Origin of the sequence: Pseudomonas sp. NPDC089554 (assembly GCF_050280645.1) — a bacterium.
In the GTDB taxonomy this organism is placed as follows: Bacteria; Pseudomonadota; Gammaproteobacteria; order Pseudomonadales; family Pseudomonadaceae; genus Aquipseudomonas.
Window position 1 is genome coordinate 31,950 of record NZ_JBNNVR010000034.1, and the last position, 16,004, is coordinate 47,953.

Here is a 16,004-nt window from a genome sequence, read left to right on the forward strand (position 1 = left end):
CCATGGCTGGCGCCTTGGGGCTTGCTTCGAGTATAGATATGCAAACATCCAACAAGAACGCACAAAAAAACCGGATCAACATGCAAAAAGACCTGCCCTCCCTCGGCTCGCTGAACTGGGACGACCTGAAGTTCTTCCTCGAAGTGGCCCGCACCCGCAAGGCCAGCAGCGCGGCCAAGCGCCTGGCGGTGGACTACACCACGGTGTCGCGACGCATCAGCTCGCTGGAAAGCGCGCTAGGCACATTGCTGTTCGAAAAATCCCGGACCAACGGTTTCGTACTGACCGCCGAGGGGCAGCGCCTGCTGGGCTATGCCGAGTCGATCGAAAGCACCCTGCACATGGCCTGCGAGCAGGTTTCAGGCTCTGGCGTGGCGCTGTCGGGGCATGTGCGCATGGGGTGCACCGAGGGCTTCGGCAGCTTTTTCGTCACCCCGCAACTGAGCCACTTCGTCGACGCCTACCCGGCGATTTCCGTCGATATCCTGCCGCTGCCGCACTTCATCAGCCTGTCCAAGCGCGAGGCAGACATCGTCATCGCTCTGGAGCGCCCCGAGCATGGGCCTTATGTGTGCTGCAAGCTGTGCGACTACCGCCTGCGGTTGTATGCGACCCAGGACTACCTCGACAGCCACGAGCCGATCCGCGAAGTAGCCGACCTGGTGCGCCACCCCTTCATCAGCTATGTCGACGACCTGGCGTTCAGTTCCGAGCTTTTATATCTGGCCAACCTCATCCCCAACGCCAACGCCCACCTGCGCAGCACCAGCGTGATCGCCCAGTACACGGCGGCCTTGCAGGGGCGTGGGCTGGCAATATTGCCGTGCTTCCTGGCGGCGCAGGATGAGCGGCTGGTGACGGTGCTGCCCGAGCAGGTGGAGGTGACGCGGCAGTTCTGGATGTACTGCCGCGAAGACCTGCGCAAACTCAAGCGCATCACTTTGCTGTGGGACTACATTCGCGACGTGACCGAGGCGAATGCGCCGTTGTTGATGGGGCAGAGCCGCACGATGCGCTTTTCGGGAGACTGAGGGCGTAGGTCAGCTCGACGCCACCACGATCGACACCCGACGGTTTTCCGTGCGCCCGGCGCTGGTGCGGTTGTCCGCCACTGGCTTGCTGCTGCCCAGCCCGCGGGTGTGGATGTTCTGGGGTTGCATGCCGACACCGATCAAGGCCTGGGCCACACTCTGCGCCCGGCGCTCGGAGAGCTGCTGGTTGTAGCTCGCCTTGCCCGAGGCATCAGTGTGACCATCCACCCGCACCTGCTGGATGTTCACCGACAGCAAGGCCTTGCCGATACGTTCGACGATGGCTTGGCTCTCACCGTTCAGGCTGTCCAGGTCGCTGCCGAACAGCACCTTGCCAGACAGGTCGAATGCCCAGCCCTCATCGTTCGCAGTGAAGCCTTCGCGCTTGAGCACGGCAATCTGCTCGGCAGTCAGCCCCTTGGGCGGCACGCTTTGGCAGCCACCCAGGACCAGCAGGGCCAGTAGCAAGGTCAACAGCGGGAAACGCAGGCGGGGAAAAAGGTGTATCACGGTTCAGCTCCTTCGCTTTTATTTGTGGCAAAGCGCTCCGGCTGTGCCATTTGCCAATGGCCACGGCGCTTGCGCTTGGCCTGGTACATCGCCGCGTCGGCGGCATTGAACAGACTGGCTGAGTCATGGCCATCGTCTGGGTAATAGGCGACCCCGACACTTAGCGAGGTCTTCAGGGTGCTGCCATCGTCCAGGGTTATCGGCAGCTTCATGCTGGCGACGATCTTCTCGGCAATACGCTGGGCATCTTCCCGTGCATGCAAGGGGGTGAGCAGTACGGCGAACTCGTCGCCACCCAGGCGCGCCACCAGGTCGTGCTCGCGCAACTGTGCGCGAATACGACTGGCAACGTTGATCAGCACTTCATCACCCACGGCGTGACCATAGGTGTCGTTGACCTGTTTGAAGTGATCGCTGTCGAGGAACAGCAAGGCCAGTTGGTCCTGCTGCCGGGCGGCATTACGTAGGCTGCGGTTTAGCCGCCCCTCGAAGAACGCACGGTTGGGCAGGCCGGTAAGGCTGTCGTGGCTGGCCTGGTGCGCCAGGGTGGCGTTCTCGCTCTCCAGGTGGCTTTGCCACACCTCCAGTTCATCGAGCAGGGCATTGAAGTCGTTGCCCAGCTCGTTGAGCTCGGCGATACGGGCTTGCGGCACTCGCCGGTCAAAGCTGCGCTCGCGGCGCGCAGCATGGGCGACGCTGGCCAGGCTGCGCAAGGGACGTACGATATCGCCGAACAATCGCCGCGACAGGTACAGCGCCACCGCGGCGCTAAGCAGGGTGCACAGCAGCACACCCGCCACCCCACTGAGCAGGAACCGCAGCAGGCTGCCGCCTTGGCCTACCAGTTCGATATGCCCGACCTGCTGCTGTTGATGAAGAATTGGCAGATTGATCGGCTCGGCCAACAGGGCACTGGCCAAGTGCGCCTGCAGCGGTGCGAACAGGCCAGTGTCGTTACGCTGCCAGTGCGCCAACTGCTCGCCGTCGTTATTGAACACCTTGGCGTCGGCAACTTCTTCCCTGGCGGCTATCAGCGCCAACACCTCGTTGGCCGCCGGGCTGTCGTCGAATACCACCGCCGCCTCGACGGTATAGGTGATGGAGCGGGCGATCAGGTCCAGGTTCTGGTTGGCGTACGCCCGCAACGCCAGTACGCCAAGCAGCGTGAGGGAGATTCCTACCAAGCCTGCGGCCAGCAACGCCACGCTCAAGTGACCGCTGCCGAGCACGCTGCGCAAAGTTGGTCGCACCACGCGCTTACCCGTGAGCTTCACGGCTGCACCGCCCTGCGCCGCGACAACTGCAGCACGCTGGGGTGGATACGCACGCCGCTACGCGCCACCGAGTCGAGGTTCACGTCGAAGGTCACCTGCTGGTCGGCAACCCGCAGGCAGAACAGGCTGCCGACCGTGCAGAGGTCGTCGGACTCGCTGATGCTCAGCACCGGGTGCCCGTTGAGCGTCTGGAACAGCCGCTCGCGCTGGCTTTGGTCGAGCTTGCCGATATAGACGGCATCGCAGGCTCCGACCAGTTGCCCATCGTCAGCCAATAGCCGCCGCACCTGCAACGGCTGCCCGGAGCTCTGCACGTTGCCTTTGATCAGGTCGTCGGCATATTCGGTGGGGCCTACCAGGCATAGCCGCAAAGGCACAGGCGCCACAGGCCAGCGGGCATAACTCAAGATGCCAAGCACCACCTGGGTCACGGCCTTGGCACGCTCCTGGGCCTGGGCTGCACTCACGGGGTCGTTCGCCCAAGAGGGCCCGGCGAGGGTCAACAGGGCGGCCAGCCACAGGGCAAGCATACCGCCCGCTTTACGCCGCTTAGGCGAGACAGCCACCGTCATGTGGGAAATCTCTCAACTTACGCTCAGATATTCCGCACGATAGCACAAGGCCTTACTGCCAAGGTATTGACGTTTATCTCCCGCACTCAAGCATAAGGCCGGAAATCCGTCGCACCTTGCGCGAGACCGCCTCCTCGAACACTCCAACCCTAGGTTCGATCAGGCTGAAACAGTGCTTGGCGCGGGTGATGCCGGTATAGACCAACTCCTTGGTCAGTACCGGGTTAAGCGCATCGGGCAGCACCAAGGCGGTATGGCTGAACTCCGAGCCCTGGGACTTGTGCACCGTCATTGCGAACACCGTTTCAACCTCGCTCAGTCTGCTGGGCAGGACGAAACGTACCCCGCCTGAGCCATCGTTGCGTGGAAAGGCAACCCGCAGCAACGGCTCGCCTTGCTCGTCAGGCAAGCGCAGGGCAATCCCGATATCGCCGTTCATCAAGCCCAAGCCGTAATCATTGCGAGTGACCAGGACCGGCCGCCCTTCGTACCAGGGCTGCTGGGCGTCGATCAGCCCGGCGGTGCCGAGCACACGCGCCACGCGCTCGTTCAACCCTTCCACGCCCCAAGGCCCCTTGCGCACCGCGCACAGCAACTGGAAGTCTTCGAAGCTACGCAGCACTTCGCCAGCCCACTGCTCCCAGCGCGGGTCGTCGATAAGCGTACCCGGGGCCGGACGCAACCGGCCAATACTGCGCAGGTAATGGCGATAGCCTTGCGGCCCTTCAGGCCCTTGGTTGAGGCCATCCAACAGGAAGCGGTCGAACGCCCGGTCCTGCTCGTTACGCAACGACAGCGCAAACACATCGGCGGGCGGGAGGCTGAGCAGGTCACGGGCGGCCTGGACCTGCTGGCGATTGACCAGCCGCGCCAGCTGGCCGATGCCACTGCCCTCGCCGAAGCGTCGCGAGTGACGCAGCATCACCACCTGCTGGGCCAAGGGGTTGAGGCGCTCATCACCGGGCTGCAGGCCACTTGCCGACAGCGATTGCCCGCCCACCTGCTCGAGCCATGCCTGGGTGGCCGGTGAATAGCGGCCCTCCTCTGCATCGCGACACAGGTCGCCGAGCACCGCACCGGCCTCTACCGAAGCCAGCTGGTCTTTATCGCCCAGAAGCACCAGGCGCGCGCGTGGTGGCAGCGCGTCTAGCAGGTTGGCCATCATTTCCAGGTCGATCATCGACGCTTCGTCCACCACCAGCACATCCAACGGCAGCGGGTTACCGGCATGATGACGGAAATGCCGCGACCCTGGGCGGCTGCCCAGCAAGCGGTGAACAGTACTGACCTCAGTAGGGATCTGCGCGCGGACATCGCTACCCACCTGAAGGCGCTCGACCTGCTGGCCAATGGACTCGGTCAAGCGCGCGGCAGCCTTGCCGGTCGGTGCTGCCAGGCGAATTCGCAAGGGGCGGCCTTGCTCAACCGCCGGTGCCTGCAACAGGGCCAGCAAACGCACCACGGTAGTGGTCTTGCCAGTGCCGGGGCCACCCGTGACGATGCTGAAGGCCGCACGGGTGGCCAGGGCGCAGGCGAGCTTTTGCCAATCGATCTGGTCGCCAGGGGCGCCTTCCTGGAACAACTGCACCAAGCGCATCGACAGGTCGGCGCCGATCGCCTGCTGCGTTTGCAGACGTTGGTGCAAGATAGCGTCGATACGTCGCTCGTAACGCCAGTAGCGGCGCAGGTACAGACGCAGGCCACTGAGCACCAGCGGGCGTGCGCCCTGCCCCGGCGCATCGCCAAGGGCCACCAGGGCGCTACCCGCGATGCGCTGGCGCCAGGTTTCGAGGTCAAGGCCGACGAGCAGTTGCGAAGGCAATAATAACGGCCCAGCCAAGGCATCACCTTCCGGGGGTAGTGACAAGGCGAAGTCCGGCTCGGCCAGGGTCTGCCCGAGGTCCAGGCAGACATGGCCATGGCCCAGCTGATGGCTGGCCAGGGCAGCGGCCAGCAACAGCAAAGGGTCGCTGCCCGGCACTCGCTCCTCGAGGAAGTTCACGAACGCACGGTCCAACGCGCGCAGCCAGCCACGCTCGACCCAGCGGTCGAGCAGTACCAGCAGGTCCTGGTTGCTACGCAACGGTGCCAGGGTTGCAAGCTGCTCGGCTTGCAAAGCGGTGGGCAACAGGTCATCAAGGCTTCGGCTCATGGAGCGGCTCCGGCAAACAGGTCTTGCTGTGCGGGCTCTGCCGCGCCCCGGAACAGCGCATCGAGCTGCTCGATCAATGCCCGTGGCGGCCTCGCGAAGGTCAAGCCATGGCCTGCGCTGCCAATACCCCGCAGGAATATGAAAAAGGCACCGCCGATATGGCGGTCGTAGTCGTAATCGGGTAGGCGTGCACGCAGTTGGCGATGCAGGGCCAGCAGGTAGAGCACGTACTGCAGGTCGTAGCGATGCTCGAGGATCGCCTGCTCCATGGCCGGGGCACTGTAGGCCTGGTCATCGGGGCCGAGCCAGTTGGACTTGTAGTCCGCCACGTAGTAGCGGCCATCCAGCTCGAAAGCCAAGTCGATGAAGCCCTTGAACATGCCGTTGAGCTGGGTTGCCAGGGCCGCCGGCCGCGCTGCGCCGCCATGTGTCGCTCGGGTGACCAGTTGATCGAGGCGCACCGCATCCACCTTGTGGCTGGCGAACCAGAACTCCATCTCGACCTGATAGTGCCGTAGCTGCGTAAGCCTGAGCGTCTGCCCCCCTGCAGTCACTGCCATGGGCTGGTCCAGCAGTTGCTGCAACCATTGGGTCAGGGCGGGAATCCAGCCGGTCCAGTCACGGCGGTTACAACGCTGGCCTATCGTATGCTCGATCAGCGCGGGCTGCGCACTCACCTCGGCAAAACCTTCACGCCCCGCCCACTCCAGCAGGCCATGGAGGAAGGTGCCGGGGTTTGGGCCACGGGGAAAGCGATGGATATCCCCCCCCTGGGCCACCCGCTCACTCGCCAGTTGGCCATCATGGCCCTCGTCATCCAGCAGTTGCTGGGCCTGGGAGCTGTCGGCACCGAGGGTTTGCTCGCCAATGCGCAAGGCGCTGTACGAAGCGATCCACCATTGTTCCGATGCCGCACGGCGAGGCTTGCGCGCAGGTAACAGCTCAGCGCCGTCATCGGCTGCGATATAGCGCTGCGCGGTGGCCTCTGGCAGAGCCATGCACACAATGCTGTCGTAGTCGCCGCGCAGGGCTTGCAGCCATTGCGCGAGTTGCCCGGATGTCGCCAGCGGCTCACCGCCGCCAAGCAGGTAGCCCAGCGCGCTACGGTGCAACTGAGACACCTTCTGGCTACCCCGCTTGAGGTCCGCGACCCCCAACCAGCAGGCATGCTTGGCCCGAGTAAGAGCGACGTAGAGTAGCCGCAGGTCTTCGGCCAGGCGCTCATCGTCGGCACGTGCGATTTCCTCTTCGCCTGGGGTGAGAGTCAGGTGGGCGCGCCCCTCACTGTCATGCCAGGCCAGCGGCAGACGCTGGCCATCCACCGGTTTGCTGGTGCAGATGAATGGCAGGTAGACCAGCGGATACTCCAGGCCCTTGGACTTGTGGATGGTCACCACCTTAACCAATTGCTCGTCACTTTCCAGGCGCAGGATTTGCTCGTCCCCTGCCAGCCCGGAGCCAGCCAACTGATCGGCCAGGTGGCGGATCAACGCCTGCTCGCCATCCAACTCGCCAGCGGCTTGTTGCAGCAGTTCGGCCAGGTGGAGCAGGTTGGTCAGCACCCGCTCGCCATCGCTGCGGCCTATCAGCGTGCGTGGCAACTGGAAGTCGTGCAGCAAGCGCCGCAGCATCGGCAATACGCCTTGGCGCTGCCAGGTCTCGCGGTACAGACGGAAACGCATGACCCACGCCTCCCAAACCCTCTCATCCTGGTTCAGTCGTTCCAATTCGAGCAAAGGCAGGTCGAGGGTCAGGCTGGCCAGGGCGGCCTTGAGCAGGCGTTCGTTGTCCGGTTCGGCGCAGGCCTTGAGCCAAGCCAGCAAGTCGTGGGCTTCCTGCGAAGCGAACACGGAATCCTTGTCCGACAGGTAGACGCTGCGGACATCGCGCGCAGTCAGTTCGGCACGAACCAGTTGGGCCTCACGGCCGTCGCGCACGAGGATGGCAATGTCCGACGGCATGCACGCAGTGAGCACACCATCGCGGCTGAAACCTGTGAGCTGGCGCTGCCCACCATTGAGCAAGGCCACTATATGGCTTGCACAGCTGGCGGCCATCTGTTGACGGTAGTGGGTACTGGAAACCGGCTCTTCACTGGGCAACTGCCAGCACTGCAAGGCAGCACATGGCTGGCCGTCGACCACCAGGTGTTCGCTGCGCCCCTTGGCCCGGACGTCGACGAACGGCAACGGGTTGTCGCCCGCCTCGCGAAACAGGAAGGCTCCCCGCCCTTCGGCACGCGCCTCGGCTTGCAAGAACACCCGGTTGACGGCCTCGACCATCGCCTGGCTGGAGCGATAGTTGGTATCCAGGCTGTGCAAACGCCCCGCGGTGGCACGCCGCGCCGCCAGGTAGGTGAAGATATCGGCCCCGCGGAAGGCGTAGATCGCCTGCTTCGGGTCGCCGATCATGAACAGCCCGGTTTGCGGGTTGTTCTCGGTGATCTTGTAGATGCGCTCGAAGATCCCGTATTGGACGGGGTCGGTATCCTGGAATTCATCGATCAATGCGACCGGGAACTGCTCACGGATAAGCCCGGCCAGGCGCTCACCGGCCTCACCGGACAACGCGTGTTCCAGGCGCAGCAGCATGTCATCGAAGCCCATCTCGGCGCGCCGACGTTTCTCCACCTCGAAGCGAGCCGACACCCAGGCAGCGGCGTGCTCGAGCACCTGCACATCGGGCCCTGGCAGGCTGTTCAACTGCGACGGCAGGGCTTGCATGGCATCCAAGGCCGGGTGGTCTGGTGGCGCTCCCAACTTCCAGGCTTCAGCCATGCCGCTAGGTGTCAGGCGTGTGAAGCCAGTGCCCAGCTCCAGCTCCACGGCCTGTTCGTCGCTCGCCCATGCGCGCAGTTTGTCGAACCAGGGTTCGAAGTAGCGCGCCTGAAGCTTGCGGCCATCGGCCTGCTTGGCGGCCACGGCAGCGTTGCAGATACCCTGCAGCTCATCCGCCCATCGCGACCAGGGCGCCTTGAGCTGTTCAAGTTGCGAGGCACGTTGCTGCAAGGCCTCATCGATCAGGGCATCAGGAGAGACCTCGTGCTGGGCGGCATCGACCCGGCCAAACAGCGGTCGAATCCGTGGCAGCAATGCACCAGGGCTCACCCAATGGCTACGCACCCACGCCAAGGCCTCTCCACGCATGCCGTAGCAGAAGCGCCGCCAGTAGTCGCGCATGACCTGGCCCAGCAGCTCGCTGTGGTCCGTTTCCAGGGTCTGGGTAAACAGGCTGCCGCTGTCGAAAGCATGCTCGCGCAACATGCGCTGGCACCAGCCGTGGATGGTCGACACTGCCGCCTCGTCCATCCACTGCACGGCAATTTCCAGGCGGCTTGCACAGCGCGCCCAGTGCTCGGCGGGGTAATCGGCACGCAACAGGTGCAACAGCGGATCGGCGTCGTCCAGTTCGCCCCGGAAGAACCGCGCGGCCTCGGCGAGGCGCCCACGGATGCGTTCACGCAGCTCTTTGGTGGCAGCATCGGTGAAGGTCACTACCAGGATCTGCGGCGGCAACAACTCGCGAGAGAAGCCTTGCTCACCTCCGTGGCCGAGGATCAGACGCAGATAAAGGGCCGAGATGGTGAAGGTCTTACCAGTACCGGCACTGGCCTCGATCAGCTGGCTGCCGTGCAGGGGAAAGCGCAGCGCCAAGGGACGAGCCTGGATCATTGCCCATCCTCCGGGTTAGCGATGGTTCGCCAGGGAGCGGCGAACAGCGGGCGGTACAAGGTTTCACACCAGCCTTCGAAGGTTTCGTCGGCAACCAGGGCCGCGAAGTCGCCAAATTGGCGGACCAATGCCAGGCTTTCGCTGCGCTCACCGAAGCTGTTCTGCCCGTCCCCTTCGTAGGCGCGCTGCGCAGCGACCATGGCCTTCTCCGGGTCCTGCTGTGCCAGCCAGGCGAATGCAGTCTTGGTAGCGACCGGTAATGGCGCGTTCATCGCGGCGTGGCGGGCCACCAGCAGATCCTTCAGCAGCTCGCCTGCCTGGTCCCGGGGCAAAGGCTCAAGCAGCAATGTCAGGTCGCTGGCCACCAGGGCACTGTGCAATGGGTAACCTGATGCACATGCCGCAAGGTGCATCACCCAGGCAGGAATCAGGCGGTGCCACTTGAGGCCGTTGCGCCCGACGCCAAGGCTGTTGGGCAACGTGGTAATACTCAACAGCCCCGGGCTTTCGCCTTGGTGGACACGCCCCAACCAACCCTCGAGGCACAAGGCGCCGTGCTCGAAATGTATCGGCAGCGCCCCCTCGACCACTTCCGGCCAACGGGCCAGCAATTGGCGATGACGCTGTAGGAGATCGGGTAGCGGCTGGGTCAACTCGATCTGCAGGCTCTCGCCGAAGCCCGCCAGGGGCAGCAGGCCACAGGCCTGCAGTCGACGCGCCTGTCCTCTCAAGGCTTGCTCGGCGTTGTCTGGCTCAGCCAGCGCGGCAGTAAGCAGTTGTTCGCTCAGGCTGTAGCGTTGCAGGGCATCGAGCACGAAGGGTTCTTCGTCGGGAGTAGGAGCCTCCAGGGTTTCGAAGAACACCTTCAGGCGCTGGGTGAAGAAATGCCGGACGGGATTACGCAGGAAGTCCTGTAGTTGGCTCAGGCTTAGGGGCTCATCGCTGCTATATGGCTCCAGGTCGCCCGCAGCAACAGGTGCAGCCTCGGCAGGAAAATGCAACACCTGCCATTCATGGGCGTAGCTGAACAACGCACTACCTTTCTGGAAATAACGCTGGCTGAACGGTTGCAAGGGGTGCTCCTGGGTAAGGGCATGGAGCAGTTGCTGGCCTGCATCCTCACGCTGCCCAGCCTTGGCCCCCAGCAGTTTCCAGCCGCTAGCCAGATGGTCGCGCAATTGGCCGATCAGTACAGAAGCCGGTCGCTCACTGTTGTCTCGAATGCTTCGCCCAACCCAGCTCACATACAGCTGGTCACGTGCCGACAGCAGTGCCTCGAGCAACAGGTAACGGTCGTCCTCACGCCGAGAGCGATCGCCAGGGCGGTAGTCACTGGCCATCAAGTCGAAATCGAGGGGTTGTTGCGCGCGAGGGTAATCGCCATCGTTCATGCCCAGCAGGCATACCACGCGGAACGGAATGGCACGCATGGGCATGAGGGTACAGAAGTTCACCGAACCGGCCAGGAAGCGCTGGGACAACTTGCCTTGATCAAGCCCCGCGAGCCAGGCTTCACGTACCACAGTGAGCGGCAACAGATCATGCAAACCAACGGTTTCACAGGTTTCGAGCCAGGTGTCGCGCAAGTCTTGCAACTGCACCAGAAGCAGTTCGTCGTGCTCGCTTTCAGCCAGGAAAAACACCTGTAGCAGCGCGTGCAAACGGGCGCCCCATTCAGTGGCAGTCGCAGGTTGTGCGAGCGTCCGGCAGGCGATATCCAACGCATCCAGCAGGGCCACTAGTGGGCCGATCAGCGCGGCGTCTAGGCCACCAATTTCATCGTAGGGCTCGATGTCGTCGTAGCCTTCACCCACGCCGACTGCGTAACCGAGCAGCATGCGCCGTACGCCAAAACGCCAACTGTTCTGCTCAAGCCCCTTTGGCAGGCACAGGCTGGCACGTTGTTCGGCACTGAGCCCCCAACGGATACCGGCGCCTTCGATCCAGCGATGCAGGGTTGGCAGGTCGCTCTCTTGAATCGCGAAGCGAGCGCGTATTGCAGGGACGTCCAGCAAGTCGAGCACTTCGCTGACGGCGAAGCGGCTGTCGGGCAGCTTGAGCAGATGTTCCAGGGCAATCAGCAGCGGGTCGCGACCTCGCTGGCCCTGGTCGGTGAGGGTGAAGGGGATGTAGCGCGGGTCCGTACGTTCAAGCTGCCCGAATACGGCGCGGATATGCGGTGCGTAGTCGTCGATCGCCGGAAGCATGACGATGACATCCCGAGGACGAAGCGTCGGGTCGGCACTGAAGCGGGCCAGCAATTGGTCGTGGAGAATCTCCACTTCGCGCTGGGGGCTGTGGGCGATGTGGAACCGTACCGAGCGGTCCTTGGTCGGGTCGACCATTGGCCATTGCTCACGCGTTTCCGACAGAGGACGTAGTTCGAGAATATCGTCCTGTAATTGGTTGAGCAGCGTGCCAGGTGTCTCGCTGTTGAAATAATCGATGCGACCGTCGCTGAAGACGCCGCTGTAGCTATCCGGATCGTCATAGCTGTCGAGCAAGTTAATGTAGTCACGGCCCTGCTTGCCCCAGGCGGCGAGCAATGGGTGGGCATGTTGGTGCATCGCCTCGTCATCCAGCTGCAGGGGCATGCCTTGCTTGCGTTGCTGACGCTTGTACTGATGGCGGAGCAGATCTTTGTCGGCGACGATATCCGCCCAGTGGTGGCGGCAAGGGTTGTGCACGCATAGCAACACTTGGCTGAAGCGAGCAAGGCCCGCCAGGGCTTCCAGGGCTTGTGCCGGCAGTGAAGAAATACCGAACACGATAACCCTCGAGGGCAGCCCTGATGGGGCCTGTTCAAGGGTGGCGATGCGCTCGACGAAGCGTTGGTGCACACCTGCTCGGCTTTGCGCCATACCGGCCTCGCCTACGTCCTCGAGCAATGCCTTCCACAGTTCAGCCTGCCAGCAGTTGTCAGGCGCCAGTGGTTTACGCTCATTGCGGGCGGTGTTGAGCACATGATCACCGGTTGCCCAGTCCTTAAGCCAGTCTGCGCGGTAGACCTGGTATTGGTCGAACAGATCGGCCAAGCGCTCGGCGAGCTGGTAACGCTTGCGCAGGTCGCTGTCATCGGTGAGAAAGCGCTTCAGGGGCTGGAAGTGCGGGCGGTCGATCAGTTCAGGCAGCAGCCGCATCAAGCGCCAGGTCAGCGGAGCCTTGTCGAGTAGAGAGACTTCAGGAATTTCGTCGCGCCCCAGCACACGCCGGTACAGCTGCCACAGGAAACTGCCAGGCAACTGCACATCGATGGCAGCAGCGATACCGCAACCACCCTGGTCGCCTTCCTGCGGATCTTCGGCCAAGGCCAGCTTCAACCACTGGGCAATACCGTTGCTCTGGACGAGGGCGATTTCGCTCTCCAAGGGGGCCAACGGGTAGCGTCGCATCCAACTCACTACCAGGCTGCGCAGGTCATCCAGGCGGTTGCCGTGGACGATCATGAAGCCAGGGGGAAGTGAAGTGCTGTAAGCCATTGCGCGCTCTCTGAAAGCGATTGGATCTGAGAGGGAAACATATCACGGGGATCGCTTGGCAGCAGTGCGAGGTACTGTGCGACCGCGCGCATTCTTCTGTGGGAAAGAAATCCGTACCCCGGAAAAGACAAAACCCCTACCTGCTCGCGCAGATAGGGGTTTTGCGAAATGAATCTTGACGATGACCTACTCTCACATGGGGAAACCCCACACTACCATCGGCGATGCATCGTTTCACTGCTGAGTTCGGGATGGGATCAGGTGGTTCCAATGCTCTATGGTCGTCAAGAAATTCTGTGGCCTGGCCTGTTCAATGAACACGCTGGGCTGCATTCGGATATGTGAATTTGTGAGGCTACGAATCTTCGGCTGTTTCGTCTTCACCACCACAATTTGGCGTCGTGCGCTCAAATTGCTTGGGTGTTATATGGTCAAGCCTCACGGGCAATTAGTATTGGTTAGCTCAACGCCTCACAGCGCTTACACACCCAACCTATCAACGTCGTAGTCTTCGACGGCCCTTTAGGGGATTCAAGATCCCAGTGAGATCTCATCTTGAGGCAAGTTTCCCGCTTAGATGCTTTCAGCGGTTATCTCTTCCGAACATAGCTACCCGGCAATGCCACTGGCGTGACAACCGGAACACCAGAGGTTCGTCCACTCCGGTCCTCTCGTACTAGGAGCAGCCCCTCTCAAATCTCAAACGTCCACGGCAGATAGGGACCGAACTGTCTCACGACGTTCTAAACCCAGCTCGCGTACCACTTTAAATGGCGAACAGCCATACCCTTGGGACCGGCTTCAGCCCCAGGATGTGATGAGCCGACATCGAGGTGCCAAACACCGCCGTCGATATGAACTCTTGGGCGGTATCAGCCTGTTATCCCCGGAGTACCTTTTATCCGTTGAGCGATGGCCCTTCCATACAGAACCACCGGATCACTAAGACCTACTTTCGTACCTGCTCGACGTGTCTGTCTCGCAGTCAAGCGCGCTTTTGCCTTTATACTCTACGACCGATTTCCGACCGGTCTGAGCGCACCTTCGTACTCCTCCGTTACTCTTTGGGAGGAGACCGCCCCAGTCAAACTACCCACCATACACTGTCCTCGATCCGGATCACGGACCTGAGTTAGAACCTCAAGGTTGCCAGGGTGGTATTTCAAGGATGGCTCCATGAGAACTGGCGTCCCCACTTCAAAGCCTCCCACCTATCCTACACAAGCAAGCTCAAAGTCCAGTGCAAAGCTATAGTAAAGGTTCACGGGGTCTTTCCGTCTAGCCGCGGATACACTGCATCTTCACAGCGATTTCAATTTCACTGAGTCTCGGGTGGAGACAGCGCCGCCATCGTTACGCCATTCGTGCAGGTCGGAACTTACCCGACAAGGAATTTCGCTACCTTAGGACCGTTATAGTTACGGCCGCCGTTTACCGGGGCTTCGATCAAGAGCTTCGCTTGCGCTAACCCCATCAATTAACCTTCCGGCACCGGGCAGGCGTCACACCCTATACGTCCACTTTCGTGTTTGCAGAGTGCTGTGTTTTTAATAAACAGTCGCAGCGGCCTGGTATCTTCGACCGGCATGGGCTTACGGAGCAAGTCCTTCACCCTCGCCGGCGCACCTTCTCCCGAAGTTACGGTGCCATTTTGCCTAGTTCCTTCACCCGAGTTCTCTCAAGCGCCTTGGTATTCTCTACCTAACCACCTGTGTCGGTTTGGGGTACGGTTCCCAGTTATCTGAAGCTTAGGAGCTTTTCTTGGAAGCATGGCATCAACCACTTCGCGCTCTAAAGAGCACTCGTCATCAGCTCTCGGCCTTGAGATCCCGGATTTGCCTAAGATCTCAGCCTACCACCTTAAACTTGGACAACCAACGCCAAGCTGGCCTAGCCTTCTCCGTCCCTCCATCGCAATAACTGGAAGTACAGGAATATTAACCTGTTTTCCATCGACTACGCTTTTCAGCCTCGCCTTAGGGACCGACTAACCCTGCGTCGATTAACGTTGCGCAGGAAACCTTGGTCTTTCGGCGTGCGAGTTTTTCACTCGCATTGTCGTTACTCATGTCAGCATTCGCACTTCTGATACCTCCAGCAAGCTTCTCAACTCACCTTCACAGGCTTACAGAACGCTCCTCTACCGCATCACCAGAGGTGATACCCGTAGCTTCGGTGCATGGTTTGAGCCCCGTTACATCTTCCGCGCAGGCCGACTCGACTAGTGAGCTATTACGCTTTCTTTAAAGGGTGGCTGCTTCTAAGCCAACCTCCTAGCTGTCTAAGCCTTCCCACATCGTTTCCCACTTAACCATGACTTTGGGACCTTAGCTGACGGTCTGGGTTGTTTCCCTTTTCACGACGGACGTTAGCACCCGCCGTGTGTCTCCCATGCTCGGCACTTGCTGGTATTCGGAGTTTGCATCGGTTTGGTAAGTCGGGATGACCCCCTAGCCGAAACAGTGCTCTACCCCCAGCAGTGATACATGAGGCGCTACCTAAATAGCTTTCGAGGAGAACCAGCTATCTCCGAGCTTGATTAGCCTTTCACTCCGATCCACAGGTCATCCGCTAACTTTTCAACGGTAGTCGGTTCGGTCCTCCAGTCAGTGTTACCTAACCTTCAACCTGCCCATGGATAGATCGCCCGGTTTCGGGTCTATACCCAGCGACTAAAGCGCCCTATTAAGACTCGCTTTCGCTACGCCTCCCCTATTCGGTTAAGCTCGCCACTGAATATAAGTCGCTGACCCATTATACAAAAGGTACGCAGTCACCTAACAAAGTAGGCTCCCACTGCTTGTACGCATACGGTTTCAGGTTCTATTTCACTCCCCTCTCCGGGGTTCTTTTCGCCTTTCCCTCACGGTACTGGTTCACTATCGGTCAGTCAGTAGTATTTAGCCTTGGAGGATGGTCCCCCCATGTTCAGACAAAGTTTCTCGTGCTCCGTCCTACTCGATTTCATTGGAAAGAGATTTTCGTGTACGGGGCTATCACCCACTATGGCCGCACTTTCCAGAGCGTTCCACTAATCTCAAACCAACTTAAGGGCTGGTCCCCGTTCGCTCGCCACTACTAAGGGAATCTCGGTTGATTTCTTTTCCTCAGGGTACTTAGATGTTTCAGTTCCCCTGGTTCGCCTCTTGCACCTATGTATTCAGTACAAGATAACCAGCTTGTGCTGGCTGGGTTCCCCCATTCAGAGATCTCTGGATCACAGTCTGTTTGCCGACTCCCCAAAGCTTTTCGCAGGCTACCACGTCTTTCATCGCCTCTGACTGCCAAGGCATCCACCGTATGCGCTTCTTCACT

7 protein-coding genes and 2 rRNA genes are annotated in these 16,004 nt (G+C 61.1%); 1 reads left to right on the top strand and 8 read right to left on the bottom strand.

Going from position 1 to position 16,004, the window contains the following annotated elements; genetic code table 11:
- Positions 1-80 precede the first annotated feature (80 nt).
- Positions 81-1,031, top strand: coding sequence for a LysR family transcriptional regulator (locus ACQKPE_RS12635; RefSeq protein WP_427666258.1), 951 nt, complete (start codon positions 81-83; stop codon positions 1,029-1,031).
- A gap of 9 nt (positions 1,032-1,040) precedes the next feature.
- Here the strand turns inward: ACQKPE_RS12635 and ACQKPE_RS12640 are convergent, their stop codons facing one another.
- The 8 genes from ACQKPE_RS12640 to ACQKPE_RS12675 form a co-directional block, all read right to left on the bottom strand.
- Positions 1,041-1,541, bottom strand: coding sequence for an OmpA family protein (locus ACQKPE_RS12640; RefSeq protein ID WP_427666260.1), 501 nt, complete (start codon positions 1,539-1,541; stop codon positions 1,041-1,043).
- Entirely contained in the window at positions 1,538-2,815 is a 1,278-nt protein-coding gene (locus ACQKPE_RS12645; RefSeq protein ID WP_427666262.1) for a diguanylate cyclase domain-containing protein, read from the bottom strand. The genes ACQKPE_RS12640 and ACQKPE_RS12645 overlap by 4 nt, the downstream gene beginning before the upstream one ends.
- The gene (locus tag ACQKPE_RS12650) at positions 2,812-3,345 is read right to left on the bottom strand and encodes a YfiR family protein (RefSeq protein WP_427666264.1); all 534 of its coding nucleotides are present in this window, start codon (positions 3,343-3,345) and stop codon (positions 2,812-2,814) included. Before ACQKPE_RS12650 ends, ACQKPE_RS12645 begins: the two co-directional genes overlap by 4 nt.
- Positions 3,346-3,460: 115 nt before the next feature.
- Entirely contained in the window at positions 3,461-5,539 is a 2,079-nt protein-coding gene (gene recD / locus ACQKPE_RS12655) for an exodeoxyribonuclease V subunit alpha (RefSeq protein ID WP_427666266.1), read from the bottom strand.
- Positions 5,536-9,210 (bottom strand): exodeoxyribonuclease V subunit beta, encoded by a 3,675-nt coding sequence (gene recB / locus ACQKPE_RS12660; RefSeq protein ID WP_427666267.1) that lies wholly within the window; start codon positions 9,208-9,210, stop codon positions 5,536-5,538. The genes recD and recB overlap by 4 nt, the downstream gene beginning before the upstream one ends.
- Complete coding sequence (gene recC, locus ACQKPE_RS12665; protein WP_427666269.1) at positions 9,207-12,689, bottom strand: exodeoxyribonuclease V subunit gamma; 3,483 nt, start codon at positions 12,687-12,689, stop codon at positions 9,207-9,209. The genes recB and recC overlap by 4 nt, the downstream gene beginning before the upstream one ends.
- A 173-nt stretch (positions 12,690-12,862) precedes the next feature.
- Positions 12,863-12,978, bottom strand: a 5S ribosomal RNA gene (gene rrf, locus ACQKPE_RS12670).
- Between the two features lie 138 nt (positions 12,979-13,116).
- Positions 13,117-16,004, bottom strand: a 23S ribosomal RNA gene (locus tag ACQKPE_RS12675); the annotation flags it as partial.

What these genes read in the sequence shown, in the direction of transcription:
- recD (WP_427666266.1), bottom strand. Translation starts at nt 5,539, where the DNA reads ATGAGCCGAAGCCTTGATGACCTGTTGCCCACCGCTTTGCAAGCCGAG.
- ACQKPE_RS12650 (WP_427666264.1), bottom strand. Translation starts at nt 3,345, where the DNA reads ATGCTTGCCCTGTGGCTGGCCGCCCTGTTGACCCTCGCCGGGCCCTCT.
- ACQKPE_RS12635 (WP_427666258.1), top strand. Translation starts at nt 81, where the DNA reads ATGCAAAAAGACCTGCCCTCCCTCGGCTCGCTGAACTGGGACGACCTG.
- recB (WP_427666267.1), bottom strand. Translation starts at nt 9,210, where the DNA reads ATGATCCAGGCTCGTCCCTTGGCGCTGCGCTTTCCCCTGCACGGCAGC.
- recC (WP_427666269.1), bottom strand. Translation starts at nt 12,689, where the DNA reads ATGGCTTACAGCACTTCACTTCCCCCTGGCTTCATGATCGTCCACGGC.